The sequence below is a fragment of the Bordetella genomosp. 9 genome, assembly GCF_002261425.1.
Lineage (GTDB): Bacteria > Pseudomonadota > Gammaproteobacteria > Burkholderiales > Burkholderiaceae_B > Bordetella_C.
In genome coordinates this window covers 3081480-3106735 of record NZ_NEVJ01000003.1, presented here as the reverse complement: position 1 = coordinate 3106735, position 25256 = coordinate 3081480, and the positions used below count along the sequence as shown (strand labels likewise).

Below are 25256 nucleotides of genomic sequence, written 5' to 3'. Positions count from 1 at the left end.
GAGGCGCCGTCCGCCGGACGGCGCCGGAAATCAGGCCAGCAAATCAGGCCAGCAAATCAGGCCAGCATGGGGACCAGCTTGTCGGCGCGGTCCAGCGCGGCCAGGTCGTCGTAGCCGCCCACGTGCGTGTCGCCGATATAGATCTGCGGCACGGTGCGGCGGCCGGTTCGCTCCATCATCGTGGCGCGCTGGGCCGGGTCGAGGTCGATGCGGACCTTCTCGATCTCGCTGACGCCGCGCTGCTTGAGCAGGGCTTCGGCACGGATGCAATAGGGACAGACAGCGGAGCTGTACATCAGGACTTTTTTCATCGTCGTTTCTCTACGTTGAAAAGCGGAAGGGGCGACAGTCGGCGCCGGCGCCCGCCCTGGCGGGATACGCGTCAGGCTTTCTGCGTGACGGGCAGGCCGGCCTGGCTCCAGGCCTTCATGCCGCCTTGCAGGGCCACCACTTCGGCGAACCCCTGGGCTTTCAGCCTGGACACGGCGCGGCTGGCGTCGCGTCCCTGCTCACACACCACGACCAGGGGCTTGTTCTTGGGCAGGCCGGCGGATTTCTTGTCGATGTCCGCTGCCGGCACGCTGCGTGCCTGCGCGATGTGCCCAGCCTGGTATTGTTCGGCCGGACGTACGTCCACCCATACCGCCTGCCGCTGGTTCACCATCTGTATGGCTTCGGCCGTTCCGATGGCGGATCCGCCGCCGGTCTTGCGCAGCGCGGGAATGGCCAGCATGATGCCGGACACGACCGCCGCGGCGACGATGAAAATATTGTTCTGACCTAGCAGAAAATGCACAAAATCCACGGAACGTCCTGAAGTATGACGGTTAATGGGCGATCAAGGCCCACCGGGCGCCGCATCCCGGCGGGCGGCGGCGCGGGACCGTCCGGAAGGGGCATAACCGGGCAATTATAAAATGATGCCAATCCGGCATCTTTCAACTCTGTTTCAAGCGACCGCACTATGCACAAACTCGTTCTGATGCGTCACGGCGAAAGCCAGTGGAATCTGGAAAACCGTTTCACCGGCTGGACCGACGTCGACCTGACCGATACCGGCCGCGAACAGGCGCGCGCCGCCGGCGAACTGCTCAAGCGCGAGGGCTACGCGTTCGACCTGGCCTACACCTCCGTCCTGAAGCGCGCCATCCGCACGCTCTGGATCGCGCTGGACGCCATGGACGCGATGTACACCCCCATCGGCAACAGCTGGCGGCTGAACGAGCGGCATTACGGCGCCCTGCAGGGCCTGAACAAGGCCGAGACCGCCGCCAAGTTCGGCGACGAACAGGTATTGATCTGGCGTCGTGCCTACGCCATCGCGCCCGATCCCATTCCCGTGGACGACGAGCGCCATCCGCGCTTCGACAGCCGCTACGCGCGCATACCGGCGGCTCAACTGCCCGCCACCGAGTGCCTGAAGGATACCGTGGCCCGCGTCCTGCCTTTCTGGAACGAGTCGATCGCGCCCGCCATCCGCGCCGGCCGCCGCGTGCTGATTTCGGCGCATGGCAACAGCCTGCGCGCCCTGATCAAGCACCTGGACGGCATCTCGGACGACGATATCGTGGGGCTGAACATCCCCACCGGGCAGCCGCTGGTCTACGAACTCGACGACGATCTGCGCCCCCTGCGCCATTACTACCTGGGCGATCCGGCCGAAATCGAAGCCGCCATGGCCGCCGTGGCTGCGCAAGGCAAGGCGAAAAAGGCCTGACCGATGCGCCTGGCTGGCAGTGGATGGACGGCCGCCGCGCTGACGATGGCGCTGGCGGCGGGCGCGGCGTGGGCCGCGCCCGCGGACCTGGCGGAGAAACAGACCGAGGCGCAACGCCAGCAGTCGGCATTGCGCGAACGCATCCAGTCACTGCAGAAAACCATCGACGAACGCGAATCGGCGCGCAAGGAAGCCGCTGACTCGCTGCGCCAGTCGGAAACCGCGATCTCGCAGATCAACCGCCGCCTGGCCGAGCTGGCCGCGCAGAGCAAGCAGGCGGAAGCCGACCTGGCCGGCCTGGAACGCCAGATGACGGCGCAGCAGGCGGTGCTGGCGCAGCGCCGCGAGGAGCTCGCGAGGCAACTGCGCGCCCAGTACACCAGCGGCCTGTCGCCCTGGACGGCGCTGCTGTCCGGCGACGACCCCCAGCAGCTGGGCCGCAATCTGGCCTATCTGGGCTATGTCTCCCAGGCCCGGGCCGAAGCGGTGCAGGCGCTGCGCCGCGACCTGGACGAACTGGCGCGCCTGCAGGGCCAGGCCGACGCGCGGCGCCAGGAAATCGCCCAGGTGGTCAAGGAAACCGCCGATCAGAAAACCCAGCTGGTCGCGCAGCAGAAGGAGCGCGCCAGCGTCCTGGCGCGCCTTGAAGGCCAGATCACCGCGCAGCGCGAAGAGGCCGTCAAGCTGGGCCGCGACGATCAGCGCATGTCGCGCCTGATCGACGACCTGCAGGTGGCCATCGAAAAGCAGGCCGAGGAAGCGCGCAAGGCCGAAGAGGCCCGCCGCAAGGCCGAGGAAGCGCGCAGGCAGGCGGAGGCCGAGGCCGCCCGCAAGGCCGAAGAGGCGCGGCGCCTGGCGCTGGAGGAAGCCCGGCGCAAGGCGGAAGACGCCCGCAAGCGCGCCGACGATGCCCGCAAGGCCGCCGACGCCGCCCGCCGCGCGCAGGAAGCGCGCGAGGCCTCGCAGGCGCGCGAGCAGGTCGAAGCCGCCGCGCGCCGCGACGCCGACGCCGCCGCGGCCGCCGATCGCCAGGCGGCCGCCGCCGCCAGGCAGGCGGAAGACGCCGAAGCGGCCGCGCGCCGGGCGGCGCAAGCCAGCCTGCCGGTGGCGCGCGGCAATATAGAAGGCTTAAAGCCAGCTGAACCGAAGTCGGCCGAACCGAAGACGGCGGAGACCGCGGACGCCCAGTCCGCCTCCTCCGCCCCATCGTCCGCTTCCTCGGCGTCTTCAACGCCCGCCCGGCCGCTCCCCCCGGCGGGCCGCGGCCTGCGGCCTGGCCTGCCGGTGCCCGTCTCGGGCGCCACCGTGCAGGGGCGCTTCGGCCTCGGCCGCCCGGACGGCGGCGTCTGGCGGGGCATCGTGCTGCGCGTGCCCGAAGGCACGCCGGTACGCGCCGTGGCGCCCGGCACCGTGGTTTACGCCAATTGGCTGCGGGGCTTCGGTAACCTCATCATCGTGGATCACGGCCAGCAGTACTTGACGGTCTACGGGTATAACCAGTCCCTGTTGAAACAGGTGGGCGATCGGGTCGCCGCCGGGGACACCATCGCCTCGGCCGGCGCGACGGGCGGGCAGGTGGAATCGGGCCTATACTTTGAAATTCGTCATGGCGGCGCGCCGGTGGACCCAGCCCAATGGTTGGCCCAGTAGAAGCGTTTGGCTAAACCAATTCAGGAAGTGTGCATGAGCACTCGCAAGTTTCGCAGTTTCGGCCTGGTGTCGCTCGGTGTTGTCGCCGGTGTTTTGCTAAGCGTCGGCGTGACCGCGGTCGCACAGCGCGGCGGCAGCCCCTTGCCGTTGGAGGAACTGCGCCAGTTCACCAACGTCTTCGGCGCCATCAAGAACAACTACGTCGAACCGACGGACGACAAGACGCTGATCGACAATGCCATCTCCGGCATGGTGTCCGGCCTCGATCCGCACTCCGCCTATCTGGACGCCGATGCCTATCGCGACATGCAGACCGCCACGCAAGGCGAGTTCGGCGGCCTGGGCATCGAAGTCGGCGCCGAAGACGGCTACGTGAAGGTCATTTCGCCCATCGAAGACACGCCGGCCGCGCGCGCCGGTGTCATGGCGGGCGATCTCATCACCAAGATCAACGATACGCCCACCAAGGGCATGTCGCTGAACGACGCCGTCAAGCTGATGCGCGGCGCGCCCAAGACGCCGATCACGCTGACCATCATGCGTGCCGATCATCCGCAGCCCATCGTGCTGAAGATCATGCGCGACGTCATCAAGGTGCGCAGCGTGCGCAGCAAGATGCTGGACGGCAACGTGGCCTATGTGCGCATTGCCCAGTTCCAGGAAAAGACGGGCGCCGACATGGCCCGCCAGCTTGCCGAGCTCGGCGCCAAGCAGCCGCCGCGCGCGCTGGTGCTGGACCTGCGCAATGACCCGGGCGGCCTGTTGACCAGCGCCATCGGCGTGGCGTCGGCCTTCCTGCCGGCGGATTCGCTGGTGGTATCCACCGATGGCCGCACGCCCGACGCGCGCCACAAGTATCTGGCCACCCCGGCCGAATATGCGCGCGGCGAAGGCAATTATCTCTCGGGCCTGCCGGGTTGGGTCAAGACCGTGCCCATGGTGGTGCTGGTGAACGTGGGCTCCGCGTCCGCCTCGGAAATCGTCGCCGGCGCGCTGCAGGATCACAAGCGCGCCAAGGTGATGGGCAACCGTACCTTCGGCAAGGGCTCCGTGCAGGTGATCCTGCCGCTCAGCGAAGACACCGCCATCAAGCTGACGACGTCGCGCTATTTCACGCCCAGCGGCCGTTCCATCCAGGCGACCGGCATCGAACCGGATTACGTGGTGGCCGATACGGCGACCGGCGACCTGTTCCGCCTGCCGCGCGAAGCCGATCTGCAGCGCCACCTGGCCAACCAGCAAGCGCCCAACGGCGAGATCAAGTCCGCCAATGACCCGGCCAATATCGAGCTGCCCAAGACGTTCGAGTTCGGCGGCAAGGAAGACTTCCAGCTCAAGCAGGCGCTGAACCTGCTGGACGGCAAGCCGATCCAGAAGGCCGTGCCCAAGACCGCGTCCAATGACAAGGCCGGCGCGCCGCAGCAGACCGCCGGCGCCGCGCAGGCGCCGACGGAACGCATGACGATCACGCCGTCCGGAGTCGAGCCCGCCAAGGCAAAATGAACGACCAGCAGTTGCTGCGCTATGCCCGCCACATCCTGCTCGACGAACTCGGTATCGAAGGACAGGAAAAAATCCTGGCGGGGCGTGCGCTGATCATCGGGGCAGGGGGGCTGGGCTCTCCGGCCGCGATGTATCTTGCCAGCGCGGGGGTCGGCCATATCACGCTGGTCGACGACGACGTCGTCGAACTCAGCAACCTGCAGCGGCAGTTGCTGCACGCCACGGAAAGCCTGGGACAGGCCAAGGTGGAATCAGGGCGCCGCGCCTTGCTGTCGCTCAATCCGGAGATCGTCGTCGACACCATTGCCCAGCGCCTGCAGGGCGATGCCCTGCTCGCCGCCGTGGCGCGCGCGGACGTGGTGCTCGATTGTTCCGACAACTTCACCACCCGGCACGCGATCAACCGCGCGTGCGTGCATCACCGCAAGCCGCTGGTGTCGGGCGCGGCCATCCGCTTCGATGGGCAGGTCAGCGTATTCGACCTGCGTGGCGAGACCTCGCCGTGCTATCACTGCCTGTTCCCGGAAGCGGACGACGTCGAAGAAGCCAACTGCGCGACCATGGGCGTGCTGGCGCCGCTGGTGGGCATCATCGGCAGCGTGCAGGCGGCGGAAGCCTTGAAGCTGCTGGCCGGTATCGGCGAAACGCTCGCCGGCCGCATGCTGTGCCTGGACGGCCTGGCCATGCAATGGCGCAGCCTGAACGTCCCGCGCGACGAGGAATGCGCTATTTGCGCGGAAAGAAGGCCACTACCGAAGCGCTGACGCTGGCGTCAGCCCAAGGCCAGGCGAAGCTGTTCGTCCAGGTGCACGGTCGGCGGCACGCGCCAACCGCTTTGCGCATACCGCAGCCAGCGTCCCAGCACGAAATGCGTCAACAGGCTGGCATGCGCGCTGACATCGGCATTCGCCGGCAAGGCCCCGTCGTGCACCGCCGTGCGCAAGGCCTGGCGGAACGAGGCTTCGATGCGATCGTTGATGTGGTTGATCCGTTCCTGCAGACGGTTGTCTTCCGTCACCAGCGCGTCGCCCGTGAGCACGCGCGTCATGCCCTTGTTGCGTTCGGAAAATGTCAGCAGCATGTTGACCATGCGCCGTGCCTGGCCGACGCCATCGGGCTCCGCCGAACCGATCTGATTGACCAGCGTGAATATCGTCTGCTCGATGAACTCGATCAGGCCTTCGAACATCTGCGCCTTGCTGGCGAAATGCCGGTACAGGGCCGCTTCCGAAACCTGCATGCGCGCCGCCAGGGCCGCTGTCGTGATTCGAGCCGCGTGAGGCTGCTCCAGCATTTCCGCCAGGGTCTGCAGGATCTGCGTTTTCTTTTCGCCGGGTCTGCTTGCCATGGGTGTGGCCGTCCGCGAGGCGGCCGGTAATTGAGTTCAGGAAACAAAAACTGAAAAGGACCGCGCTAGCGCCGCAAGGGGCGGCGTTGCAGTAGCAGCTCGCTGACCGAGTGTACTCGCAAGTCGACATAGCCCGGCCGGTTGCGGCCGCCCTTGCTGAAGGGTGTGCCCGGATGGTGTATGTGCACCGTGCGCAGGCCCGCGCGGCGCGCGCCGCGCAGGTTTTCCAGGGTGTCCTCGACCAGCACGGTATGCGCGGCCGACGCGCCTTCGCGCGCGAGCACGCGCTTGAGCAGGATGGCAGAAGGCTTGGGGCGGAAGTTGCCGTGCCAGTTCATGTGCTCGATCGCCCACAGGCTGTCGAAATGCGACAGCAGGCCCAGGTGCCGCAGCACCGTGCGGGCGTAATGCAGCGGCGCATTGGTGAGCAGCACCTTGCGCCCCGGCAACCGGCGCAGCTTGGCCGGCAGGCCGCTTTCCGACTTGAGCAAGGGGAGCACGTCGAAATCGTGGCTCATGCGCAGGAAGGTTTCGGCATTCACGCCATGATGGCGCACCATGCCGATCACCGTCGCGCCGTAGCGTTTCCAGTACTTCGTGCGCAGCGCGTTGGCGGTGTCCAGGTCCACCCCCAGGGTTTCCGCCACGGCGCGCGCCATGCCCGCGTCGATCCGCGGGAAGATGGCATGCGAGGTGTTGTGCAGCGTATTGTCCAGATCGAACAGCCACAGGCGCTGGGGTGAGGCCGTGGCCGTGCGGCGCGAGCGGCGCAGGCGCGCCGCCGGCCGCAGCAAATGCCGGCGGATCTGCATCAGCGCGACGTGATCATCGTGCCCACGCCCTGGTCCGTCAGCAGTTCCAGCAGCAGGCAGTGGGGCACGCGCCCGTCGATGATGTGTACCGAATTCACGCCGCTGCGCGCGGCGTCCAGCGACGAGGAAATCTTGGGCAGCATGCCGCCGGAAATCGTGCCGTCGGCGAAGAGTTCGTCGATCGCGCGCGCCGACAGGCTGCGCAGCAGCTTGCCATCCTTGTCCAGCACGCCGGGCGTGTTGGTCATCATCAGCAGTTTTTCCGCACCGAGCACTTCGGCCATCTTGCCCGCCACCACGTCGGCGTTGATGTTGTACGCCTTGCCGTCCTGGCCATAGCCGATGGGCGAGATCACGGGAATGAACTGATCGTCCTGCAGCGCCTTCACCACCGCCGGATCGACCTGGGTGATGTCGCCGACGAAGCCGATATCCAGCGGCTGGTCGGGATTTTCCTTGTTTTCCATCAGCTTCTTGCGAGCGCGGATCAGGCCGCCGTCCTTGCCGGTCAGGCCCACGGCCTTGCCGCCGGCTTCATTGATCATCAGGACGATGTCCTGCTGCACCTGGCCGCCAAGTACCCATTCGACGACTTCCATGGTTTCGGCGTCGGTCACGCGCATGCCCTGGACGAAGGTGCCGCTCTTGCCGACGCGGCGCAGGGCGTCGTCGATCTGCGGCCCGCCGCCGTGGACGACCACGGGGTTGAGGCCCACCAGCTTGAGCAGCACGACATCGTGCGCGAAGCTTTCCTGCAGCCGTTCTTCGACCATGGCGTTGCCGCCGTACTTCACGACGATGGTCTTGCCGTGGAAGCGCCGCAGATAGGGCAAGGCTTCGGACAGAACGCTGGCCTTCAGCGCGGGAGACAGGGCGGCGGTATCGGAATTGGCAGTCATGGCGGCTGGAAAACGCGATGATGGATAGGGGCGCGAAAGACGAGCGCGACGGGCGCATGCGGCGCGGTCGCCGCCGCTGAACGGCATTGTATTACCCGTTGAGTCTTATGCCAGCGCGTAATAAACAGATGGAGTACAAAAAAGCCGGGTTCATGTAGATTTGATCCCTTTCGTATTAAACGGTCCAAGCGGGAACCCCGACAAGGAGGAAAAAAAATGAATCGATCATTGCCGCGCGCGCGTGCCGCGCAGCTCCTGGCCGACGCTGGCCGGCGCGCGTCCGCAACCGACGCGCCCGCGCACCCCGCGCGCCGCGCCTGGATGGCCGGCATGGCGCTGCTGGCGGCCGGGGTGTCGGCCGCCCTGGTGGCTTGGCCCGCCGCCGCGGCCGACAAGCTGGTCGTCGCCGCGACCCAGGTGCCGCACGCCGAGATCCTGGCGTTCGTGAAGCCCACCCTGGCCAAGGAAGGCGTGGACCTGGACATCAAGGTGTTCAGCGACTACGTCCAGCCGAACGTGCAGCTGGTCGACAAGCAGGTGGACCTGAATTTCTTCCAGCATCAGCCATATCTGGACACCTTCAACCAGGATCGCAAGAGCAACCTGGTGGCGATCGCCAAGGTGCACGTCGAGCCGTTCGGCGCCTATTCGCGCAAGATCAAGCGCGTGTCGGATCTGAAGAGCGGGGCGACGGTGGCGATCCCCAACGATCCCACCAACGGCGGCCGCGCCCTGCTGCTGCTGCAGAAGCAGGGCCTGATCAAGCTCAAGGACGCCGGCAATATCCGCGCGACGCCGCTGGATATCACCGACAACCCCAGGAAACTGAAATTCCAGGAACTGGAAGCCGCCATGCTGCCGCGTTCGCTGGACGACGTCGACCTGGCGTTGATCAATACCAACTACGCGCTGGAAGCCGGCCTGGTGCCGACCAAGGACGCGCTGTTCATCGAAGGCGCGGACTCGCCCTACGCCAACGTGCTGGTGGCCCGGCCCGACGACAAGGACCGGCCCGCCGTGCGGAAGCTGGTGCAGGCCCTGCATACGCCCGCGGTGAAGCAGTTCATCCTGGAAAAGTACAAGGGCGCGGTGGTGCCGGCGTTCTGACGCCGGATCGGCGGACCGGCATGGGGCCTGCCTGGCGGGCCAGCTAGCGTCCCGTATCGCGTTCCTTATCGCGCGACGCCCCGCCCAGGCGGCGCCGCAGCGATTCGAAGAACAGCGTCGACTGCAGCCGCTCGCCCTGCATCTGCATCGCCACGTGGCGCGCCATGGTTTCCGGCACCGGCTCCAGCGGCGCGCCGGTGGACAGCGCCAGCACTTCGGCCTGGCAGGCGCGTTCCAGGAAGTACAGATCGTCGTAGGCGTAATCGACGCGTTCGCCGCACACCACCACGCCATGGTTGCCCAGGAACACCACGTCGGCGCCGTGCATGGCGCGCGCGATGCGTTCGCCTTCGGCCGTATCCAGCGCCAGGCCGTCGTAGCGCGCATCGATGGCCACCCGGCCGTGGAAGCGCATGGCGTTCTGCGACAGCCGCGTATCCAGGCCGCGCCGGGCCGTCAGGGTCAAGGCCGTGGCGTAGGGCATGTGCGTATGCAGCACACAGGTTTTGCGGGCGATGCGATGTATCGCCGCGTGGATGAACATGGCGGTGGCTTCGACGTTGTGCCGGCCGGCCAGCCTGGCCCCCCGGCCGTCCACCATCACGATGTCGTCAGCTTCGACCTCGCTCCAGTGCAGGCCGTGGGGATTGATCAGGAAACGGTCGCTGCCGTCGTCGAGCGCGACGCTGAAGTGGTTGCAGACGCCTTCTTCCAGCCCGTGGTAGGCGGCGGCGCGCAGCGCCAGCGCCAGGTCGGCCCGCAGGGTCAGGGTGTCGGAACTGTGGGGTACGTTTTCGGATTGCACGGGCATGGTGTCGATAGGCTGGGGGCGCGCTGGCCGGAACCCCGGATTTAAACCGAATCGCGACGCGCGGGACAGCGGATTCGGTCCGGGCTTGGCGCCCGGTTCAGTCCTTCGTCAGCGGGATCGGCGATATAATAACGTACGTTATTAGTTGCGCCGGATGCGCTGAGCCGCGATGCCCCCGTCTTCCTTCGATCCCTTCGAGCAGGCCATGGACGAACTGTCCCTGCGCCTGGCATCGCGCCATCAATTGCGCGAATCGGTGATCAGCCGGCTATTCATGCATGTGGCCGCGCGGCTGGGGGATCACATGGATGCGCCGCTGCGCGAACATGGCTTGAATTCTACGCTGTGGACTTCCCTGGTCGTCATCTATGCCAGCGAACAGCACCGCCTCAAGCCGTCCGACCTGAGTGTATTCATGAATTCCTCGCGCACCAACAGCACGCGGGTGGCGCGCGAGCTGGAAAGGCAAGGCTATGTGACCCGGCTGGCCGGGGAAAGCGACCGCCGGCAGGTGTTCCTGCAACTGACGCCGAAGGCGCAGACGTTCGTGCGGCAATACCTGCCGCGCCGGCGCACGCAGCTGAAGTCGCTATTCGCCAGCTTCGACGCGGCGGAAGTCGATGCGTTGGAGCGCTTGCTGCGCAAGCTGTTGACCCAGGTGGAGTAGGGCGAGCGGGGGCGGAAGCGCTCCCTTTTTTTCTTCAAATAGTAACGTAGGTTATTAAATCCATGTCCCCCGCCGGCCATCCGGGCGCCGTCCCGCACAAGTCGATGATCACCGTCTCCATCATGCTGGCGACGATCATGCAGACCCTGGACAGCACCATCGCCAACGTCGCCCTGCCGCACATGGCGGGCGGACTGTCGGCGTCGCAGGACCAGATCACCTGGGTATTGACCTCGTACATCGTCGCCGCGGCGATCGCGACGCCGGTCACCGGCTGGCTGACGGGACGCTACGGGCTCAAGTCGGTCTTCCTGGTGTCCATTGCCGGGTTCACCGTCATGTCCCTGGCCTGCGGGGCGGCGGGCAACCTGGCGCAGATCGTGCTGGCCCGACTGCTGCAGGGCGCCTTCGGCGCCGCGCTTGTGCCCTTGTCGCAGGCGGTGATGCTGGACGTCAACGAACCCAAGGACCACGCCAAGGCCATGGCGGTGTGGGGCATGGGTGTGATGCTGGGACCGATCCTGGGGCCGACCCTGGGCGGCTGGCTGACCGACAACATGAACTGGCGCTGGGTCTTCCTGATCAACCTGCCGGTGGGGCTGATGTCCTTCTACGGGGTCGCGCGCTTCATCCACGACGACGGCGCGCGGCGCGACAACCGTTTCGACGTCTTCGGTTTCGCCACCCTGGCGATCGCCATCGGCCTGCTGCAGCTGATGCTGGACCGCGGCGAGCAGGCCGACTGGTTCGATTCGATCGAGATCCGGATCTACGCCGTCTGCGCCTTCGTGTCGTTCACGTTCTTCATCCTGCATACGGCGACCAGCGGCGAACACTCCTTCTTCAAGGTCGCGCTGCTGCGCGACCGCAACTTCGCCATGGGCCTGGCCTTCTATTTCCTGCTGGGCCTGCTGCTCTACGCGACGCGCGCGCTGCTGCCGCCGCTGCTGCAGACGATATTGGGCTACCCGGTCGTGACCACCGGCCTGGTCACGGCGCCCAGCGGCCTCGGCACCATGGTGTCCATGCTGGTGGCCGGGCGCATCGTGGGCAAGATCGATGGCCGCCTGGTCATTGCGCTGGGGTTCGGGCTCACCACGCTGTCGTTGTGGCAGATGTCCGGCTATACGCCGCAGATCACCGAGTGGGACGTGATCGTGCCGGGATTCATCCAGGGCCTGGGCCTGGGATTCACGTCGGTGCCGCTGACCACCATGACGTTCTCGACCCTGGACCGGTCGCTGCGATCCGATGGCACCGCGATCTACAGCCTGTCGCGCAACATCGGCAGCAGCATCGGGATCTCCGCCATGCAAACGCTGCTGGTGCGCAATACCGCGATCCTGCATGCGTCCCTGGGCGCCTATATCACGGCGGGCGCCATGATGATCCATCCGGATGCGCTGTCGCGCATGTTCGACATGAGCACGCCCGCCGGCATGGCGGGCATGAACGAGATCCTCAACAACCAGGCGGCCTTCATCGCCTATCTGGACGACTTCCGCTTCATGATGTGGCTGACGCTGGCGGCCATCCCGTGCCTGATCTTCATGCGCACCCGGCGGCCGGCGTCGGGGCAGCCATCGGCGCAACAGGCCGCCGATGACGCGGAACTGCAGCACGTGGCGGCGGATTAGCCCCTGTGACCAGTCCCGCTATCGCGGCGGGGGGCCGCCGGCCGCGGGCTGCTCGCTGGCCGAATGCGCGGTCGCGGCATGCGCGTCGGCCGCCTCCGTCGCAGCGGCCGCCGACTGCGATTCCTTGTGCGCGCCCGACCCGTTGTGCGGCGCCGCGCTGCGCGAGCGCTGCCGTGCCGGCCCTTGCGCCTGCAGCAGGTTGTAGGCGGTGTTGACCAGCCCGATATGCGAAAACGCCTGCGGGAAATTGCCCACCATCCGTTGCCGCACCGGATCGTATTCTTCCGCCAGCAGGCCCAGGTCGTTGCGCAGCGACAGCAGCCGCTCGAACAGCTCGGCGCCTTCGTCCAGCCTGCCCTGCATGACGTAGCTGTCCGCCAGCCAGAAGCTGCATGCCAGGAACACGCCTTCGTCCTGCGCCAGGCCGTCGTCCGACTGTTCCGGCACATAGCGCATCACCAGCCCATCGCGCAGCAGGCCTTTTTCTATCGCCTGCACGGTGCCGGCCACGCGCGGATCGTCGATGGGCAGGAATCCCACCTGCGGGATCAGCAGCAGGCTGGCGTCCAGCCCCTTGCCCCCGTAGTACTGCACGAAGCTGTTCAGTCCGCTGTCGAAGCCGTTCTGCAGAATGTCCGCGCGTATCGTGTCGCGGATATGGCGCCAGCGCTGCACGGGGCCTTGCAGGCCGAAGCGTTCCGCCGACTTGATCGCGCGGTCGAAGCCCACCCAGCACATCAGGCGCGAATGCGTGAACGCCCGCCGCGCGCCGCGTACTTCCCAGATGCCATGATCGTCCGTATTCCAGCCGTGCTCCAGCGGCGTAAGCAGGATGCGCTGCAGCCGCCATGCCTGTTCCAGCGGCGCCAGTTCGGCTTCGCGCGCCGCATGCAGCGTATCGATCAGCTCGCCGTAGATATCCATCTGGATCTGCCCCGACGCGGCGTTGCCGATGCGCACCGGCGTGCTGCCTTCATAGCCTGGCAGCCAGGGGATCTCCATTTCGGGCAGGCTGCGCTCGCCGGCGATCCCGTACATGATCTGCAGCTGGTTGGGATGGCCGGCCGACGCGCGCATCAGCCACATGCGCCAGGCTTCGGCTTCTTCCCGATAGCCGGCGTTCAAGAGGGCGTACAAGGTCAGCGCGGAGTCGCGCAGCCAGCAATAGCGGTAGTCCCAGTTGCGCGTGCCGCCGATGTTCTCGGGCAGCGACGTGGTGGGCGCGGCGACGATGCCGCCGGTGGGCCGGAACGTCAGCAGCTTCAGCGTGATCAGCGAACGTACGATGGCGTCGTGCCATTCGGGAAAGCGGTGGTCGGAGCGGCAGCGCTTGGACCATTCCTTCCACCATGCCACCGTGCGATCCAGGCTTTCCAGGCGGTCGGGAACGAAATGCGGCACCTTGTGCGACGGATGATAGGAAAGCGTGAAAGGCACGTGTTCGCCGGCCCGCACCGTGAACCGCGAAACGGTGCGCAGGTCCTTGCCTTCCAGGGGCGCCTGGGTATGCAGCTCGACGGCGTCGGGCCCCGCCACGGCGCTGATGCCATAGTCGCGCCGGCGCACCCACGGTACGGCCTGGCCATAGTTGAACCGCAGCACCAGGTCCATATCCATGTCGACCTGGCCCTGGTCGCCGCGCACGATGCGCACGACGTCCACGCGTTCTTCGTCATCGCTCAAAGGCATGAAATCGAATAGCGTGACCGCGCCGGTGGCGGTTTCGAATCGCGTTTCCAGCACCGCGGTGCCGCTGATATAGCGCCGGTGGGACTTGAACACGCCGCGCGGCCGCAGCCGCCAGCAGCCATGCTCTTCAGTGCCCAGCAGGGCGGCGAAGCAGGCGGCGGAGTTGAAATGCGGCAGGCACAGCCAGTCTATGGAGCCGTCGCGCGACACCAGCGCGGCGGACAGCATATTGCCGATGATTCCGTAGTCTTCCAGCGGTTTCGACATGAAGCGCAGTTCTCCCAAGGCGTCATGGATGGGCCAAAGCCTATCATGTACGCAAACTCGTAATGGAATGCTTAGGCATGCTCCGCAGAGAAAATATCCCGCACCCGCTGCAACACGGCGTAACAGCCACCCCTTCGCGGGAGCTGATGTAATGGGTCATCGAAGAACAACGGGAGCTACGGTGGACAATGCCATGCAAGTATTGGTGCTGGCCCCGCATGGCGATGACGGGCGGATCATAGGCAGGGCGCTGAACGCGGTGGGCGGACAAGGCCTGGCTTGCGCTGACGCGGCGCAGCTGCTGGCCGCGTTGCGCACGGGCGCTGCCTGCGCCATCGTCGCACAAGAATCGTTGAATGCGTCGGTGCTGGATGAGTTGGCCGATTGGGTGGCCCGGCAGGAACCGTGGTCCGACTTCTCTTTTTTGGTGATGGAGCCCGCCTCGCCGCCAGCGCGGGCGGCGAACGGCGCCGCCGGTGCCGATCCGGTTGACGCCTGCGATCGGCTCGGCAACGTGACCCTGCTGCAGCGGCCCTTGCGCGAAGACGTCCTGCACCGCGCCGTCACCACCGCCTTGCGCGGACGTGGCCGGCAATACGAGGCGCGCGCGGCGCTGCATCGCCAGGGGCAGAGCGAAGAGTCGCTGCGCCTGTTCAACGAGACGCTGGAAACCCGCATCGCCGAGCGCACCCATGCCCTGGCCCGCGCCAACGACAGGCTGATGAAGGAGATCCGCGAACGCGAACGCACGCAGAGCGCGCTGGTGCAATCGCAGAAGATGGAAGCCATCGGCCAACTGACCGGCGGGCTGGCCCATGACTTCAACAACCTGCTGAACGTCATCATGGGCAGCGTGGAGCTGATACAGCGTACGTCATCGGACGATCGGCTGCGGCGGCTCGCGCTCAACGCCAAGCATGCCGTCGAACGCGGCGCCAAGCTGACGTCCCAGCTGCTGGCGTTTTCACGCAGCCAGAACCTGGATCTGCGTCCCACCGACATCAACGCCTTGCTGGCCGGGATGCGCGAACTGCTGGGCCTGTCCCTGGGGCCCACGGTACGCGTGCTGACGGATTTCTCGCCCGACCTGCCGCTGGCCACGGCGGACGCGAACCAGCTCGAGCTGGCGGTGCTGAACCTGTGCCTGAACGCGCGCGACGCCATGCCGGCGGGCGGCGAAGTCAGCCTGGCGACCGCCGTGCGCGACAGCGGGGATGGCGACCTGCCGGCGGGCCGCTACATCGTCGTCGCGGTGAAGGACACGGGCACCGGCATCCCGCCCCACGTATTGAACAAGGTGTTCGACCCCTTCTTCACGACCAAGCCCGTGGGCAAGGGGACGGGCCTGGGCCTGAGCCAGGTCTACGGCATTGCCCGCCAGTCCGGGGGCACGGCCCGCGTCTCCAGCGTGGAGGGCCACGGCGCGGTGGTGGAAATCTGGCTCGCGCTGGCCGATCACGCCGCCGTGGACGGCATGCCATCCACCGACGTCAGCGCGCCGGCGAAGGCGCGCGCCGCCAGCGTCCTGGTGATCGACGACGACGCATCGGTGCGTCACCTGATCGTCGAGTGCCTGCAGATACTGGGCTATGAGGTGCGGCAGGCCGCCGATGGCGAAGAAGGCCTGGCGATGCTGGAAGAACAGCCGCCCGACCTGCTGATGGTGGACTTCGTCATGCCCAAGCTGAACGGCGCGGAGGTGATCGAGCGCGCGCGCAGCCTGTTTCCGGACCTGCCCGTCATCCTCGCGACCGGCTACGCCGACGCGCAGGTCGGCGGCACGGTGCTGGAGCACGAACGCGTGCTGCAGAAGCCCTTCAATCTGGATCAGCTGGCCGCGATGGTCAGCGAGGCTCTGCAGCGGTGATTCCGCTGTCCGCGACGTTGCGCTTGATGGCGACGTGGCGGCGCTGCATTTCCTGGCGCAGCGCGCGGCGCTGGTCGGCGGCTTCGAAGCGCTGGCGCTCTTCTTCGTTGCGCGGCTCCAGCGGCGGCACCGGCGTGGGATTGCCCAGTTCGTCCACCGCCACCATGGTGAAGTAGCAGCTGTTGGTGTGGCGCACCAGCTTCTGCCGGATGTCCTCGGTGACCACCTTGATGCCGATCTCCATGGAGGTGCGGCCGGTGTAATTGACCGAGGCCAGGAAGGTCACCAGTTCGCCCACGTGGATGGGTTCGCGGAACACCACCTGGTCCACCGACAGCGTGACCACGTACTGGCCGGCGTAGCGGCTGGCGCAGGCATAGGCGACCTGGTCCAGGTACTTCAGGATGTGGCCGCCATGGACATTGCCGGAAAAATTGGCCATGTCCGGGGTCATCAGGATGGTCATCGACAACTGGTGGCTGAAAGCTTCGTCCATGCTCTGTATCCCGTCCTGCTTCAGGCGATCAGCCTGGCCAGTTCCGCGCCGGGATCCGGCGCGCGCATGAAGGCTTCGCCCACCAGGAAGGCGTCGACCTTGCTTTCGCGCATCATGCGGATGTCTTCCGGGCGCAGGATGCCGCTTTCGGTGACGACGCGGCGGCCGGCGGGCACCCGCGGCAGCAGGTCCAGCGTGGTCTGCAAGGTGGTTTCGAACGTGCGCAGGTTGCGGTTGTTGATGCCGATCAGCGGCGTGCGCAGCTGCGTGGCCAATTCCAGCTCGGCGGCGTCGTGCACTTCCACCAGCACGTCCATGCCCAGGTCCATGGCGCAGGCTTCCAGGTCCTTCAGCTGCGTGGGCGCCAGCGCGGCCGCGATCAGCAGTACGCAGTCCGCGCCCAGCGCGCGCGAAAACACCACCTGGTAGGGATCGATGATGAAATCCTTGCGCAGCACCGGCAGCGGGCAGGCGGCGCGCGCCTGGCGCAGATGGTCGTGCGAGCCCTGGAAAAATTGCACGTCGGTCAGCACCGACAGGCAGGCCGCGCCATGCACCGCATAGGACGCGGCGATCTCGGACGGGCTGAAGTTTTCACGCAGGACGCCGCGCGACGGCGAGGCTTTTTTGATTTCGGCGATCACGCCGGGTTTGCCCGCCGCGATCTTGTCTTCGATCGCCTGGGCGAAGCCGCGCACGTCCTGGCGGGCTTGCGCTTCGCGCAGCAGCTCGGCTTCGCTGCGCATCTGGCGGGCGGTGGCGACTTCCTCGGCCTTGACGGCGAGGATCTTCGCAAGAATGTCGTTCATTTCAAAACTTCCGGGTGTAGGCGCAAAATTCTTCCAGCTTGCCGCGAGCGGCACCAGAGGCAATCGTATCAGCCGCCAGTTTCAGGCCGGCTTCAATCGATGGAGCGACGTTGCCCGCATAGATGGCGAGGGCGGCGTTCAGGGCAACGATATCGCGTGCCGGGCCCGGTTTGTCGTTCAGCGCTTCCAGGATGAGGTCGCGCGATTCTTCACGATTGGACACCTTGATCCCCCGGTTGGACATCATGGATAGCCCGTAGTCTTCCGGATGGATTTCATATTCCAGGATCTTGCCGTCTTTCAGCTCGCCCACGAGGGTGCCCGCGCCCAGGGACGCTTCATCCATCCCGTCGCGTCCATGTACCACCAGCACGTGGCGCGAGCCCAGGCGTTCCAGCACGCGGACCTGTATGCCCACCAGATCGGGATGGAAGACGCCCATCAGCTGATTCTGCGCGCCGGCGGGGTTGGTCAGCGGGCCCAGGATGTTGAAAATCGTGCGCACGCCCAGTTCCTTGCGGACCGCGGCGACATTCTTCATGGCGCCATGGTGGGCGGGCGCGAACATGAAGCCGATGCCCACGTTGGCGATGCATTCGGCGACCTGTTCCGGATTGATCTGCAGGTTCGCGCCCAGCGCCTCCAGGACGTCGGCGCTGCCCGAGGACGACGATGCGCTGCGGCCGCCGTGCTTGGCGACCTTGGCGCCCGCGGCGGCGGCGACGAACATGGCGGCGGTGGAGATGTTGAAGGTCTGGCTGCCGTCGCCGCCGGTGCCGCACATGTCCAGCAATTGCTCGGGATAGGGCGTATGGACGGGGGTGGCGAACTCGCGCATGACCTGCGCGGCGGCGGTGATTTCGCCTATGGTTTCCTTCTTGACCCGCAGGCCCATCAGCAAGGCCGTGGCGATCTGCGGGGACATTTCACCGCTCATCAGCATGCGCATCAGGTGCAGCATCTCGTCGTGAAAGATCTCGCGGTGCTCGATGCAGCGGGTCAGCGCCTCGGTCGCGGTGATGGTCATATGGACTCCCTCCTGGTGGACCGGCTTCCCGGTTCTTTATCGGATGTTCAGGAAATTGCGCATCAAGGCATGCCCGTGTTCGCTCAGCACCGATTCGGGATGGAACTGTACCCCGTATATGGGCAGCCTTTTGTGACGCACGCCCATGATGTCGCCGTCCTCGGCGGTGGCGGTGGCTTCCAGGCAATCGGGCAGCGTGTCGGGCGCGATGGTCAGCGAGTTGTACCGGATCACCGTGTACGGGGTGGGCAGGCCAGTGAAGATGTCCGTGCCCGTGTGGCTGATCCGCACCGTCTTGCCATGCATGATGGTCGGCGCGCGCACGATATCGCCGCCGAAGGCCGTGCCGATGGCCTGGTGGCCCAGGCACACGCCCAGGATGGGAATCCGCCCGCCGAATTCCTGGATCACCGGCACCGAGATGCCCGCCTCGGTGGGCGAGCAGGGGCCGGGCGACACGCAGATGCGGTCGGGCTTCATCGCGGCGATTTCTTCCAGGGTGATCTGGTCGTTGCGCGCGACGCGCACGTCTTCGCCCAGTTCGCCGAAATACTGCACCAGGTTGTAGGTGAAGGAGTCGTAGTTGTCGATCATCAGGAGGCTCATGGCTCTACCCTTGTTCCAGTTCTCGGGGTGTCCGGCGGTTCAGAACGGCTGGTCCAGGCCGTTCTGAACCTGCTCGGCGGCGCGCAGCACCGCGCGGGCCTTGGCTTCGGTTTCCGCCCATTCGGATTCCGGATTGGAATCGGCGACGATGCCGGCGGCGGCCTGCACGAACAGGGTGCCGTCCTTGATCACCCCGGTGCGGATGGCGATGGCCACGTCCATTTCGCCGCCGTAGCTCAGGTAGCCCGCCGCGCCGCCGTAGATGCCGCGGCGCACGGGTTCCAGTTCGTCGATGATTTCCATGGCGCGCACCTTGGGCGCGCCGGTCAGCGTGCCGGCGGGGAAGGCCGCGCGCAGCACGTCCATGCTGGTCATGGCGGGGTCCAGGTTGCCCGCCACGTTGGACACCAGGTGCATCACGTGGGAATAGCGTTCGATGGCCATGGTGTCGGTGACTTTCACCGATCCGGTCTCGGCCACGCGGCCCACGTCGTTGCGGGCGAGGTCGATCAGCATGACGTGTTCGGCGATTTCCTTGGGGTCCGCCTGCAGTTCGGCGGCCAGGGCGGCGTCTTCTTCCGGCGTCGTGCCGCGCTTGCGGGTGCCGGCCAGCGGCCGGATGGTGATGCGCGACTTGGGCTCGCCGTCTTCCACGACGCGCTCCTGGCGGACCAGGATCTCGGGCGACGAGCCGACCACGTGGAAATCGCCGAAATTCCAGAAGTACATATACGGCGACGGGTTCAGCGAGCGCAGCGACCGGTACAGCGACAGGGGCGAATCGCGGAAGGGCTTGGTGATGACCTGGCCCACCTGCACCTGCATCAGGTCGCCGGCGGCGATGTATTCCTTGGCGCGCCTGACGGCGGCCAGGTAGTCTTCCTTCTTGAAGTCGCGCCTTTCCTCCGTCTGCATGCTGGCGTGGCTGTAGGGGATGTCCACGGGCTTGCGCAGCTTCTGGCGCAGTTCGCGCAGCCGCTGCTGCGCGCGGGCATAGGCCTCCGGCTGCGCCGGATCCGCGTAGACCATCAGGTAGATGCGGCCGGCCAGGTTATCGACGATGACCAGTTCGTCCACGTGCAGCAGCATGATGTCCGGCGTGCCTTCGTCCATGCCGGGCGGGAAGGGCTTGACCGCCGGGCCCAGGCGCGGCTCGATGTGCCGTACCGTGTCGTAGCCGAAATAGCCCGCCAGGCCGCCGGCGAAGCGCGGCATGCCCGGACGCAGCGCGACCTTGAAACGGGACTGGTACTGTTCGATGAAGGCCAGGGGATCGCCATGATGCGTTTCCACGACCTTGCCCTCGCGCACGACTTCCGTCACCGTGCCGCGCGCCTGGATGACGGTGTGGGCCGGCAGGCCGATGAAGGAATAGCGGCCGAAGCGCTCGCCTCCGACCACGGATTCCAGCAGGCAGCTGTTGCGGCCGTTTTCCGGGCCTGAATGGGCCAGCTTCAGGTAGATCGCCAGCGGCGTGTCCAGGTCGGCGTAGGTGTCGGCCACCAGCGGGATACGGTTGTAGCCTTGGTTGGCGAGGGCTTTGAATTCCAGTTCTGTCATATCGGTCTCGTTCGGGTTCTTTCTGCTGTCGAGCCGGGCGAAAGACGAAAAACAAAAAGCCCGGCCAGTATGCTGGTTCCGGGCTTTGGGGATTCTGCTGCGGCGCCTGGTTCGTGAACGTCGGACGCCGGGACTAGCTCGCTTATCGCTTCATCGCCACCCGGAAGACAAACGCCACCAACGCCACGAGGCGCCGAGCATTTGGATGGGGGTGGAGACGTTCATTTCGTTCGCGGGTCTGCTTGGGTATCTGTCAGTTTTAGCTGTCAGTCGAATTTTTCAGCGTGGGTGCCGGTAGAAAGCACGCCTCGGCCGGGGGCGATCCCCGACTGGGCGCCGCCCCGCGCGATCCACTGCGCGGCTTCGACCAGCGACGATACTATACCATCGACGTCCAGCGTGCGCACATCGACGCCTTCGTTGTACCCGTAGGGCACGACCAGCACGGACGTGCCGGCTTCCCGCCCGGCCTGCGCGTCGTTGATGGAATCGCCGATGGTCACGGCGCGGTCCGGGCGCACGCCCAGCAGCGAGCAGGCGTGCAGCACCGGCTGCGGGTCGGGTTTCTTGCGGGCGCAGGTGTCGCCGCAGACGACCGCCGCGAAGAAACCGGCCAGGCCGGTGCGCTGCAGCAGCGGTATCGTGAATTCCGTCGCCTTGTTGGTCACGACCGCCAGCTTGAGCCCCTGCTCGCGCATCGCCTTCAGCCCGTCCAGCACGCCGTCGAAGACCGCGGCCTTGTCGCCGTTCACCAAGTGATAGTGGCGGTAGAAAGAGGTGCGCCCGCGGGCGTACAGCTCCGCATCCAGCGTATCGTGGTCCTGCGAGCCGGCCAGCGCGCGCTCCACGAGCCGGTCCACCCCTTTGCCGACGAACGTGGCGATGACGTCTTCGCGCAGCGGCGGCATCCCCAGTTCGACGCGCATGGCGTTGGCCGCCGTGGCCAGGTCCGGCACGGAATCCAGCAGGGTGCCATCCAGGTCGAGCAGGGCGGCTTGGAAGGGTTTCATAGCGGATTTCCTTCAGGCCCGGAAACAGGCCAAGATGCGGGACGCCGGTTCAGGCGGACAACGTGCCGGCCCGGGCGATCTGCTCGCGCATGTCGCCGATGATCCGGGCATAGTCGGGGTGGCCGAAGATGGCCGATCCCGCGACGAAGGTGTCGGCGCCCGCCGCGCGGATTTCCGCGATGTTGTCGACCTTGACGCCGCCGTCGACTTCCAGGGCGATGTGCTGGCCGCCTTCCAGGGCCCAGCGGTCGATGCGCGCGCGCGCTTCGCGCAGCTTGTGCAGCGCCGAAGGCAGGAAGCTCTGGCCGCCGAAGCCGGGGTTCACGGACATGATCAGGACGACGTCCAGCTTGTCCATCACGTAGTCCATGTGGTCCAGGGACGTGGCCGGGTTGAACACCATCCCCGCCTTGCAGCCATGGTCGCGGATCAGCGACAGCGTGCGGTCGACGTGGCGCGTGGCTTCGGGATGGAAGGAAATAATGTTGGCCCCCGCCTTGGCGAACTGGGGCACGAGTTCGTCCACCGGTTCGACCATCAGGTGCACGTCGATGGGCACTTCCACGTGCGGCCGGATCGCCGCGCACACCATGGGGCCTATCGTCAGGTTCGGCACGTAATGGTTGTCCATGACGTCGAAGTGGATCCAGTCGGCGCCCGCCGCGACGACGTTGCGCACTTCTTCGCCCAGGCGGGCGAAGTCGGCGGACAGGATGCTGGGCGCGATGCGGGTGGCCGGGGATAGGAAGGACATGGTCGGCGGCATTCAAGGGATAATGTGCCAATATTGTAGTTCGCCGGGATCGACGCCCGCTGTCCAATCGACCGACCCACCCCTAAAGGCCGGAAAGCCAGTGAAACCCTACGACCTAACCGTTGCTGTCGAGCCGCGCTACGTGGCGGAGCAGTCCAATCCGGGCGAACAGGAATATGTGTTCGCCTATACCGTGCGCATCACCAATACCGGCGAGCATCCGGCCCAGGTGATCAGCCGGCATTGGATCATCACGGACGGCAACCAGCGCGTCAGGGAAGTGCGCGGCCTGGGCGTGGTCGGCCAGCAACCGCTGCTCGCGCCTGGCGAAACCTTCGAATACACCAGCGGCTGTCCGCTGCCCACGCCCGTGGGCACCATGCGGGGCAGCTACCATTGCGTCGGCGAAAATGGCATTCCCTTCGAGGTGCAGATAGAGGAATTCCTGCTGGCCATGCCGCGCACCCTGCATTGACACTCCGCCCGCGCATCCGTCGCGGGCACGCCCAGATACCGCCCCCTTTTAGATGAAGCATTCCCTGTATCGCCTGGCCCCGCTTGCCCTGCTGGGCCTCATCCTGGCCGGCTGTTCCACCGTCGAAAACGGCATTCCTCCGGAAGAGGCCGCCACCACGCCCGGCGCGGGCGCGGCCGCCAGCCCCGCCGCGGAAACGCCCCTGGTGGTGCCGCCCCTGGCCAGCCTGCCCGACTCGCCGACCCGGCCGTTGGCGGGCCGCTTCCAGCGCGTCAATTTCAGCGACATTCCCGCCTGGCGCGACGACGACCTGGCCCAGTTCTGGCAGGTGTTCCTGCGCAATTGCAAGGGCCTGATGCGGCCGACGTCCGGCAACCTGACCCTGCCGGCGCGGGCCACGCCGCGCGCCTGGCAGCCCGTGTGCGCCGCGGCGATAGACGCCTCGCGCCGGCCCGTCGCCACCGACGCGGAAAGCGTGCGGCGCTTCCTGCAGACGTATCTGCAGCCCTGGCGCCTGCTGGCCCCGGACGGCAAGCCGGCGTCGAACATGGTCACGGGCTACTACGAACCCCTGGTGCGCGGTTCGCGCGTGCAGGGCGGGCTGAACCAATGGCCGCTCTACGCCCCGCCCAAGGATCTGCTGACCATCGACCTCGGGTCCATCTACCCCGAGCTGGCGGGCAAGCGGGTGCGTGGCAAGCTGGACGGCAAGCGCGTCGTGCCTTATGACACCCGCGCCGAGCTCGAGAACAATCCCGCGCGGCGTCCGCCGGCGCTGGTCTACGTGGACGATCCGGTCGACAACTTCTTCCTGCAGGTGCAGGGCTCCGGCCGCGTGCTCCTGACGGACGGCCCGGATGCCGGCAAGACGATACGCGTGGCCTACGCCGACCACAACGGACAGCCCTACGTCTCCATCGGCCGCTGGCTGGTCGACAAAGGCGAATTGACGGCGGACCAGGCTTCGATGCAGAACATCCGCGCCTGGGCGCAGCGCAATCCCCAGCGGGTGCGCGAGATGCTGAACGCCAATCCGGCGGTGGTTTTCTTCAAGGAAGAGGCAGTCACCGATCCGGAGGCGGGTCCGCGCGGCGCGTATGGCCTGAGCCTGACGGCGCGCCGGTCGATCGCCGTGGATACCTCGTTCGTGCCGCTCGGCACGCCGGTTTTCCTGGGCACCAGCTGGCCCGGAACGGACCGTCCGCTGGACCGGCTGGTCTTCGCGCAGGACACCGGCACCGCCATCCGCGGCGCCGCGCGCGCTGATTTCTATTGGGGCTACGGCGATGCCGCCGGCCAGATGGCGGGCCGCATGAAGCAGCGCGGCCAGATGTGGATTTTGTGGCCCAAGCAGGCCGGGGAGCCCAGCGCGCGATGAAACAGGGAATTCTTGTCTGCGGCGCCGGCATCGTCGGCCTGGCGACCGCCCTGGCGCTGGCGCGCCGGAAGCAGCCGGTCACGGTACTGGCGCCCGCCGCGGCCGTGCCGCCGGCCCAGGCAGAGCACTACGCGCCCCGCGTGTATGCGCTGTCGCCGGCCAGCCAGCGTTTCCTGGCCGCCCTCGGGATCTGGGATGCCCTGCCGGCGGCGCGCATCGCACCGGTCGACACCATGGAAATTCATGGCGACGCGGACGGCTCCGTCACCCTGGACGCCTGGCAGGCCGCCCAGCCGCACCTGGCCTGGATCGTGGAGGCCGCCGAAATCGAGCGGGTGCTGGCCCAGGCGGTACGCCTGTCCGGCATTCCGTGGATCGCCGACCGCTGCGCCGGCTTCCAGGCCGGCGCCGTGCTCACGGAAAACGGCGCCCAGCTGCGTACGGACCTGGCGATAGGCGCTGACGGCGCCGGGTCGCCGCTGCGTACGGCGGCCGGCCTGAAGCAGCATTCCACGCCCTACGGCCAGGTTGGCCTGGTGAGCAACCTGGACGCGGCGCTGCCGCACCACGGCGCCGCCATGCAGTGGTTCCACGACGAAGGCGTGCTGGCCCTGCTGCCCTTGCCCGACACGGCGCGTGGTCCTCAGGTGTCCATGGTGTGGTCGGCGCCTTCCGCGCGCGCGCAGGCCTTGCAGGCGCTGCCCGCCGACGCGCAGGCGGCCGCCGTGGCCGCGCACCTGGCGGCGGTGACGCAAGGGCGTCTCGGTGCGCTGCGCATGAATATCGGCCTGCACGGTTTTCCGCTGTTCCTGGAGCACGGCCCCATGACCGCGCCCGGCGTGGCCCTGGTGGGGGACGCGGCGCATCGCGTGCATCCCCTGGCGGGACAGGGCCTGAACCTGGGACTGGGGGACGCCGAAACCCTGGCGACCATCGTCGCGGGGCGTGAACCTTATCGCAGCGCGGGCGATCCAAGGGTCCTGCGGCGCTACCAGCGTGCCCGCGCCGAACCGGTGCTGGCCATGCGCCTGGCGACGGACGGCCTGCACAAGCTCTTCACCAGCCGGGCCGCCCCCGCTGCCTGGCTGCGCAATACGGGCATGCGCTGGGTGGATGCCGTCCCTCTTTTCAAACGGCTGCTGATCGAGCAAGCTTCTGGGCGTTGAA

At 66.8% G+C, this 25256-nt stretch carries 25 protein-coding genes; 11 read left to right on the top strand and 14 right to left on the bottom strand.

Features of this window, described 5'->3' with window-relative positions; genetic code table 11:
• Nucleotides 1–56: 56 nt before the first annotated feature.
• Both grxC and CAL26_RS25165 read right to left on the bottom strand, forming a co-directional pair.
• On the bottom strand, nt 57–311 hold the full coding sequence (gene grxC, locus CAL26_RS25170; protein WP_094849369.1) for a glutaredoxin 3: 255 nt from the start codon (nt 309–311) through the stop codon (nt 57–59).
• Between the two features lie 71 nt (nt 312–382).
• Nucleotides 383–805 (bottom strand): rhodanese-like domain-containing protein, encoded by a 423-nt coding sequence (locus CAL26_RS25165; RefSeq protein WP_179283480.1) that lies wholly within the window; start codon nt 803–805, stop codon nt 383–385.
• 159 nt (nt 806–964) lie between these two features.
• Between CAL26_RS25165 and gpmA the strand changes: the two genes are divergently transcribed.
• From gpmA to CAL26_RS25145, 4 genes are read left to right on the top strand one after another with little or no spacing between them, the layout of a single operon-like run.
• Nucleotides 965–1717, top strand: a complete 753-nt coding sequence (gpmA, locus tag CAL26_RS25160) for a 2,3-diphosphoglycerate-dependent phosphoglycerate mutase (protein WP_094849368.1) — start codon at nt 965–967, stop codon at nt 1715–1717.
• A 3-nt stretch (nt 1718–1720) separates the two neighbouring features.
• On the top strand, nt 1721–3367 hold the full coding sequence (locus CAL26_RS25155) for a murein hydrolase activator EnvC family protein (protein WP_094849367.1): 1647 nt from the start codon (nt 1721–1723) through the stop codon (nt 3365–3367).
• Between the two features lie 33 nt (nt 3368–3400).
• Nucleotides 3401–4870 carry a S41 family peptidase gene (locus tag CAL26_RS25150; RefSeq protein ID WP_094849366.1) on the top strand — a complete coding sequence of 490 codons (1470 nt, stop codon included), beginning with the start codon at nt 3401–3403 and terminating at the stop codon, nt 4868–4870.
• Nucleotides 4867–5634, top strand: a complete 768-nt coding sequence (locus CAL26_RS25145) for a HesA/MoeB/ThiF family protein (protein ID WP_094849365.1) — start codon at nt 4867–4869, stop codon at nt 5632–5634. The genes CAL26_RS25150 and CAL26_RS25145 overlap by 4 nt, the downstream gene beginning before the upstream one ends.
• An 8-nt stretch (nt 5635–5642) precedes the next feature.
• Here the strand turns inward: CAL26_RS25145 and slmA are convergent, their stop codons facing one another.
• The 3 genes from slmA to argB form a co-directional block, all read right to left on the bottom strand.
• Nucleotides 5643–6218, bottom strand: coding sequence for a nucleoid occlusion factor SlmA (gene slmA, locus CAL26_RS25140; RefSeq protein WP_094849364.1), 576 nt, complete (start codon nt 6216–6218; stop codon nt 5643–5645).
• 65 nt (nt 6219–6283) lie between these two features.
• On the bottom strand, nt 6284–7030 hold the full coding sequence (locus CAL26_RS25135) for a pyrimidine 5'-nucleotidase (RefSeq protein WP_179283479.1): 747 nt from the start codon (nt 7028–7030) through the stop codon (nt 6284–6286).
• Nucleotides 7030–7929 (bottom strand): acetylglutamate kinase, encoded by a 900-nt coding sequence (argB, locus tag CAL26_RS25130; protein ID WP_086067276.1) that lies wholly within the window; start codon nt 7927–7929, stop codon nt 7030–7032. Before argB ends, CAL26_RS25135 begins: the two co-directional genes overlap by 1 nt.
• A gap of 330 nt (nt 7930–8259) precedes the next feature.
• On the opposite strand from argB, the gene CAL26_RS25125 reads away from it, so the two are divergent.
• On the top strand, nt 8260–9036 hold the full coding sequence (locus tag CAL26_RS25125; protein ID WP_373454525.1) for a MetQ/NlpA family ABC transporter substrate-binding protein: 777 nt from the start codon (nt 8260–8262) through the stop codon (nt 9034–9036).
• A gap of 43 nt (nt 9037–9079) precedes the next feature.
• On the opposite strand, the gene CAL26_RS25120 is transcribed toward CAL26_RS25125, so the two are convergent.
• Nucleotides 9080–9847, bottom strand: a complete 768-nt coding sequence (locus tag CAL26_RS25120; RefSeq protein ID WP_094849362.1) for an aldolase — start codon at nt 9845–9847, stop codon at nt 9080–9082.
• Nucleotides 9848–10016: 169 nt separating this feature from the next.
• Here CAL26_RS25120 and CAL26_RS25115 point away from each other — a divergent pair, with 169 nt between their 5' ends.
• Nucleotides 10017–10514: a MarR family transcriptional regulator gene (locus CAL26_RS25115; RefSeq protein WP_094849361.1), complete on the top strand. Its 498-nt coding sequence runs from the start codon at nt 10017–10019 to the stop codon at nt 10512–10514.
• Between the two features lie 62 nt (nt 10515–10576).
• Nucleotides 10577–12151 (top strand): DHA2 family efflux MFS transporter permease subunit, encoded by a 1575-nt coding sequence (locus CAL26_RS25110; RefSeq protein ID WP_094849360.1) that lies wholly within the window; start codon nt 10577–10579, stop codon nt 12149–12151.
• Between the two features lie 18 nt (nt 12152–12169).
• Here CAL26_RS25110 and CAL26_RS25105 read toward each other — a convergent pair whose 3' ends face one another.
• Nucleotides 12170–14107, bottom strand: coding sequence for a glycoside hydrolase family 15 protein (locus tag CAL26_RS25105; RefSeq protein WP_094850073.1), 1938 nt, complete (start codon nt 14105–14107; stop codon nt 12170–12172).
• Between the two features lie 193 nt (nt 14108–14300).
• Between CAL26_RS25105 and CAL26_RS25100 the strand changes: the two genes are divergently transcribed.
• Nucleotides 14301–15974, top strand: coding sequence for a response regulator (locus tag CAL26_RS25100; RefSeq protein ID WP_094850072.1), 1674 nt, complete (start codon nt 14301–14303; stop codon nt 15972–15974).
• Here CAL26_RS25100 and CAL26_RS25095 read toward each other — a convergent pair.
• The 7 genes from CAL26_RS25095 to rpe all read right to left on the bottom strand — a co-directional run bounded on the left by CAL26_RS25095 (nt 15952) and on the right by rpe (nt 22236).
• The gene (locus tag CAL26_RS25095; RefSeq protein ID WP_086067272.1) at nt 15952–16470 is read right to left on the bottom strand and encodes an acyl-CoA thioesterase; all 519 of its coding nucleotides are present in this window, start codon (nt 16468–16470) and stop codon (nt 15952–15954) included. The genes CAL26_RS25100 and CAL26_RS25095 overlap by 23 nt on opposite strands.
• 20 nt (nt 16471–16490) lie before the next feature.
• Nucleotides 16491–17279: an indole-3-glycerol phosphate synthase TrpC gene (gene trpC, locus CAL26_RS25090; RefSeq protein ID WP_094849359.1), complete on the bottom strand. Its 789-nt coding sequence runs from the start codon at nt 17277–17279 to the stop codon at nt 16491–16493.
• A 1-nt stretch (nt 17280) separates the two neighbouring features.
• Nucleotides 17281–18306 (bottom strand): anthranilate phosphoribosyltransferase, encoded by a 1026-nt coding sequence (gene trpD, locus CAL26_RS25085; RefSeq protein WP_094849358.1) that lies wholly within the window; start codon nt 18304–18306, stop codon nt 17281–17283.
• Nucleotides 18307–18342: 36 nt separating this feature from the next.
• A complete protein-coding gene (locus CAL26_RS25080) occupies nt 18343–18912 on the bottom strand; it encodes an anthranilate synthase component II (protein WP_094849357.1) in 570 nt (189 codons plus the stop codon).
• Nucleotides 18913–18951: 39 nt separating this feature from the next.
• Nucleotides 18952–20472, bottom strand: a complete 1521-nt coding sequence (gene trpE, locus CAL26_RS25075) for an anthranilate synthase component I (RefSeq protein ID WP_086067268.1) — start codon at nt 20470–20472, stop codon at nt 18952–18954.
• A 266-nt stretch (nt 20473–20738) separates the two neighbouring features.
• Nucleotides 20739–21482, bottom strand: a complete 744-nt coding sequence (locus CAL26_RS25070; protein ID WP_094849356.1) for a phosphoglycolate phosphatase — start codon at nt 21480–21482, stop codon at nt 20739–20741.
• Nucleotides 21483–21531: 49 nt separating this feature from the next.
• Nucleotides 21532–22236, bottom strand: a complete 705-nt coding sequence (rpe, locus tag CAL26_RS25065; RefSeq protein WP_373454505.1) for a ribulose-phosphate 3-epimerase — start codon at nt 22234–22236, stop codon at nt 21532–21534.
• 100 nt (nt 22237–22336) lie between these two features.
• On the opposite strand from rpe, the gene apaG reads away from it, so the two are divergent.
• From apaG to CAL26_RS25050, 3 genes are all read left to right on the top strand, one after another.
• Nucleotides 22337–22711, top strand: a complete 375-nt coding sequence (apaG, locus tag CAL26_RS25060) for a Co2+/Mg2+ efflux protein ApaG (protein WP_086067265.1) — start codon at nt 22337–22339, stop codon at nt 22709–22711.
• A 64-nt stretch (nt 22712–22775) separates the two neighbouring features.
• Nucleotides 22776–24089, top strand: coding sequence for a murein transglycosylase A (gene mltA, locus CAL26_RS25055; RefSeq protein WP_094850071.1), 1314 nt, complete (start codon nt 22776–22778; stop codon nt 24087–24089).
• On the top strand, nt 24086–25255 hold the full coding sequence (locus CAL26_RS25050) for a UbiH/UbiF family hydroxylase (protein ID WP_094849355.1): 1170 nt from the start codon (nt 24086–24088) through the stop codon (nt 25253–25255). The genes mltA and CAL26_RS25050 overlap by 4 nt, the downstream gene beginning before the upstream one ends.
• The last annotated feature ends 1 nt before the right edge of the window (nt 25256 follow it).

Coding starts and splice junctions, on each gene's coding strand:
- slmA (WP_094849364.1), bottom strand. CDS start 6,218: ATGGCAAGCAGACCCGGCGAAAAGAAAACGCAGATCCTGCAGACCCTG.
- CAL26_RS25070 (WP_094849356.1), bottom strand. CDS start 21,482: ATGAAACCCTTCCAAGCCGCCCTGCTCGACCTGGATGGCACCCTGCTG.
- CAL26_RS25125 (WP_373454525.1), top strand. CDS start 8,260: ATGGCGCTGCTGGCGGCCGGGGTGTCGGCCGCCCTGGTGGCTTGGCCC.
- CAL26_RS25100 (WP_094850072.1), top strand. CDS start 14,301: ATGCAAGTATTGGTGCTGGCCCCGCATGGCGATGACGGGCGGATCATA.
- rpe (WP_373454505.1), bottom strand. CDS start 22,236: ATGTCCTTCCTATCCCCGGCCACCCGCATCGCGCCCAGCATCCTGTCC.
- CAL26_RS25105 (WP_094850073.1), bottom strand. CDS start 14,107: ATGTCGAAACCGCTGGAAGACTACGGAATCATCGGCAATATGCTGTCC.
- CAL26_RS25115 (WP_094849361.1), top strand. CDS start 10,017: ATGCCCCCGTCTTCCTTCGATCCCTTCGAGCAGGCCATGGACGAACTG.
- CAL26_RS25150 (WP_094849366.1), top strand. CDS start 3,401: ATGAGCACTCGCAAGTTTCGCAGTTTCGGCCTGGTGTCGCTCGGTGTT.
- CAL26_RS25080 (WP_094849357.1), bottom strand. CDS start 18,912: ATGAGCCTCCTGATGATCGACAACTACGACTCCTTCACCTACAACCTG.
- gpmA (WP_094849368.1), top strand. CDS start 965: ATGCACAAACTCGTTCTGATGCGTCACGGCGAAAGCCAGTGGAATCTG.
- trpE (WP_086067268.1), bottom strand. CDS start 20,472: ATGACAGAACTGGAATTCAAAGCCCTCGCCAACCAAGGCTACAACCGT.
- CAL26_RS25050 (WP_094849355.1), top strand. CDS start 24,086: ATGAAACAGGGAATTCTTGTCTGCGGCGCCGGCATCGTCGGCCTGGCG.
- grxC (WP_094849369.1), bottom strand. CDS start 311: ATGAAAAAAGTCCTGATGTACAGCTCCGCTGTCTGTCCCTATTGCATC.
- CAL26_RS25155 (WP_094849367.1), top strand. CDS start 1,721: ATGCGCCTGGCTGGCAGTGGATGGACGGCCGCCGCGCTGACGATGGCG.
- CAL26_RS25110 (WP_094849360.1), top strand. CDS start 10,577: ATGTCCCCCGCCGGCCATCCGGGCGCCGTCCCGCACAAGTCGATGATC.
- CAL26_RS25135 (WP_179283479.1), bottom strand. CDS start 7,030: ATGCAGATCCGCCGGCATTTGCTGCGGCCGGCGGCGCGCCTGCGCCGC.
- CAL26_RS25145 (WP_094849365.1), top strand. CDS start 4,867: ATGAACGACCAGCAGTTGCTGCGCTATGCCCGCCACATCCTGCTCGAC.
- CAL26_RS25120 (WP_094849362.1), bottom strand. CDS start 9,847: ATGCCCGTGCAATCCGAAAACGTACCCCACAGTTCCGACACCCTGACC.
- CAL26_RS25095 (WP_086067272.1), bottom strand. CDS start 16,470: ATGGACGAAGCTTTCAGCCACCAGTTGTCGATGACCATCCTGATGACC.
- trpD (WP_094849358.1), bottom strand. CDS start 18,306: ATGACCATCACCGCGACCGAGGCGCTGACCCGCTGCATCGAGCACCGC.
- trpC (WP_094849359.1), bottom strand. CDS start 17,279: ATGAACGACATTCTTGCGAAGATCCTCGCCGTCAAGGCCGAGGAAGTC.
- argB (WP_086067276.1), bottom strand. CDS start 7,929: ATGACTGCCAATTCCGATACCGCCGCCCTGTCTCCCGCGCTGAAGGCC.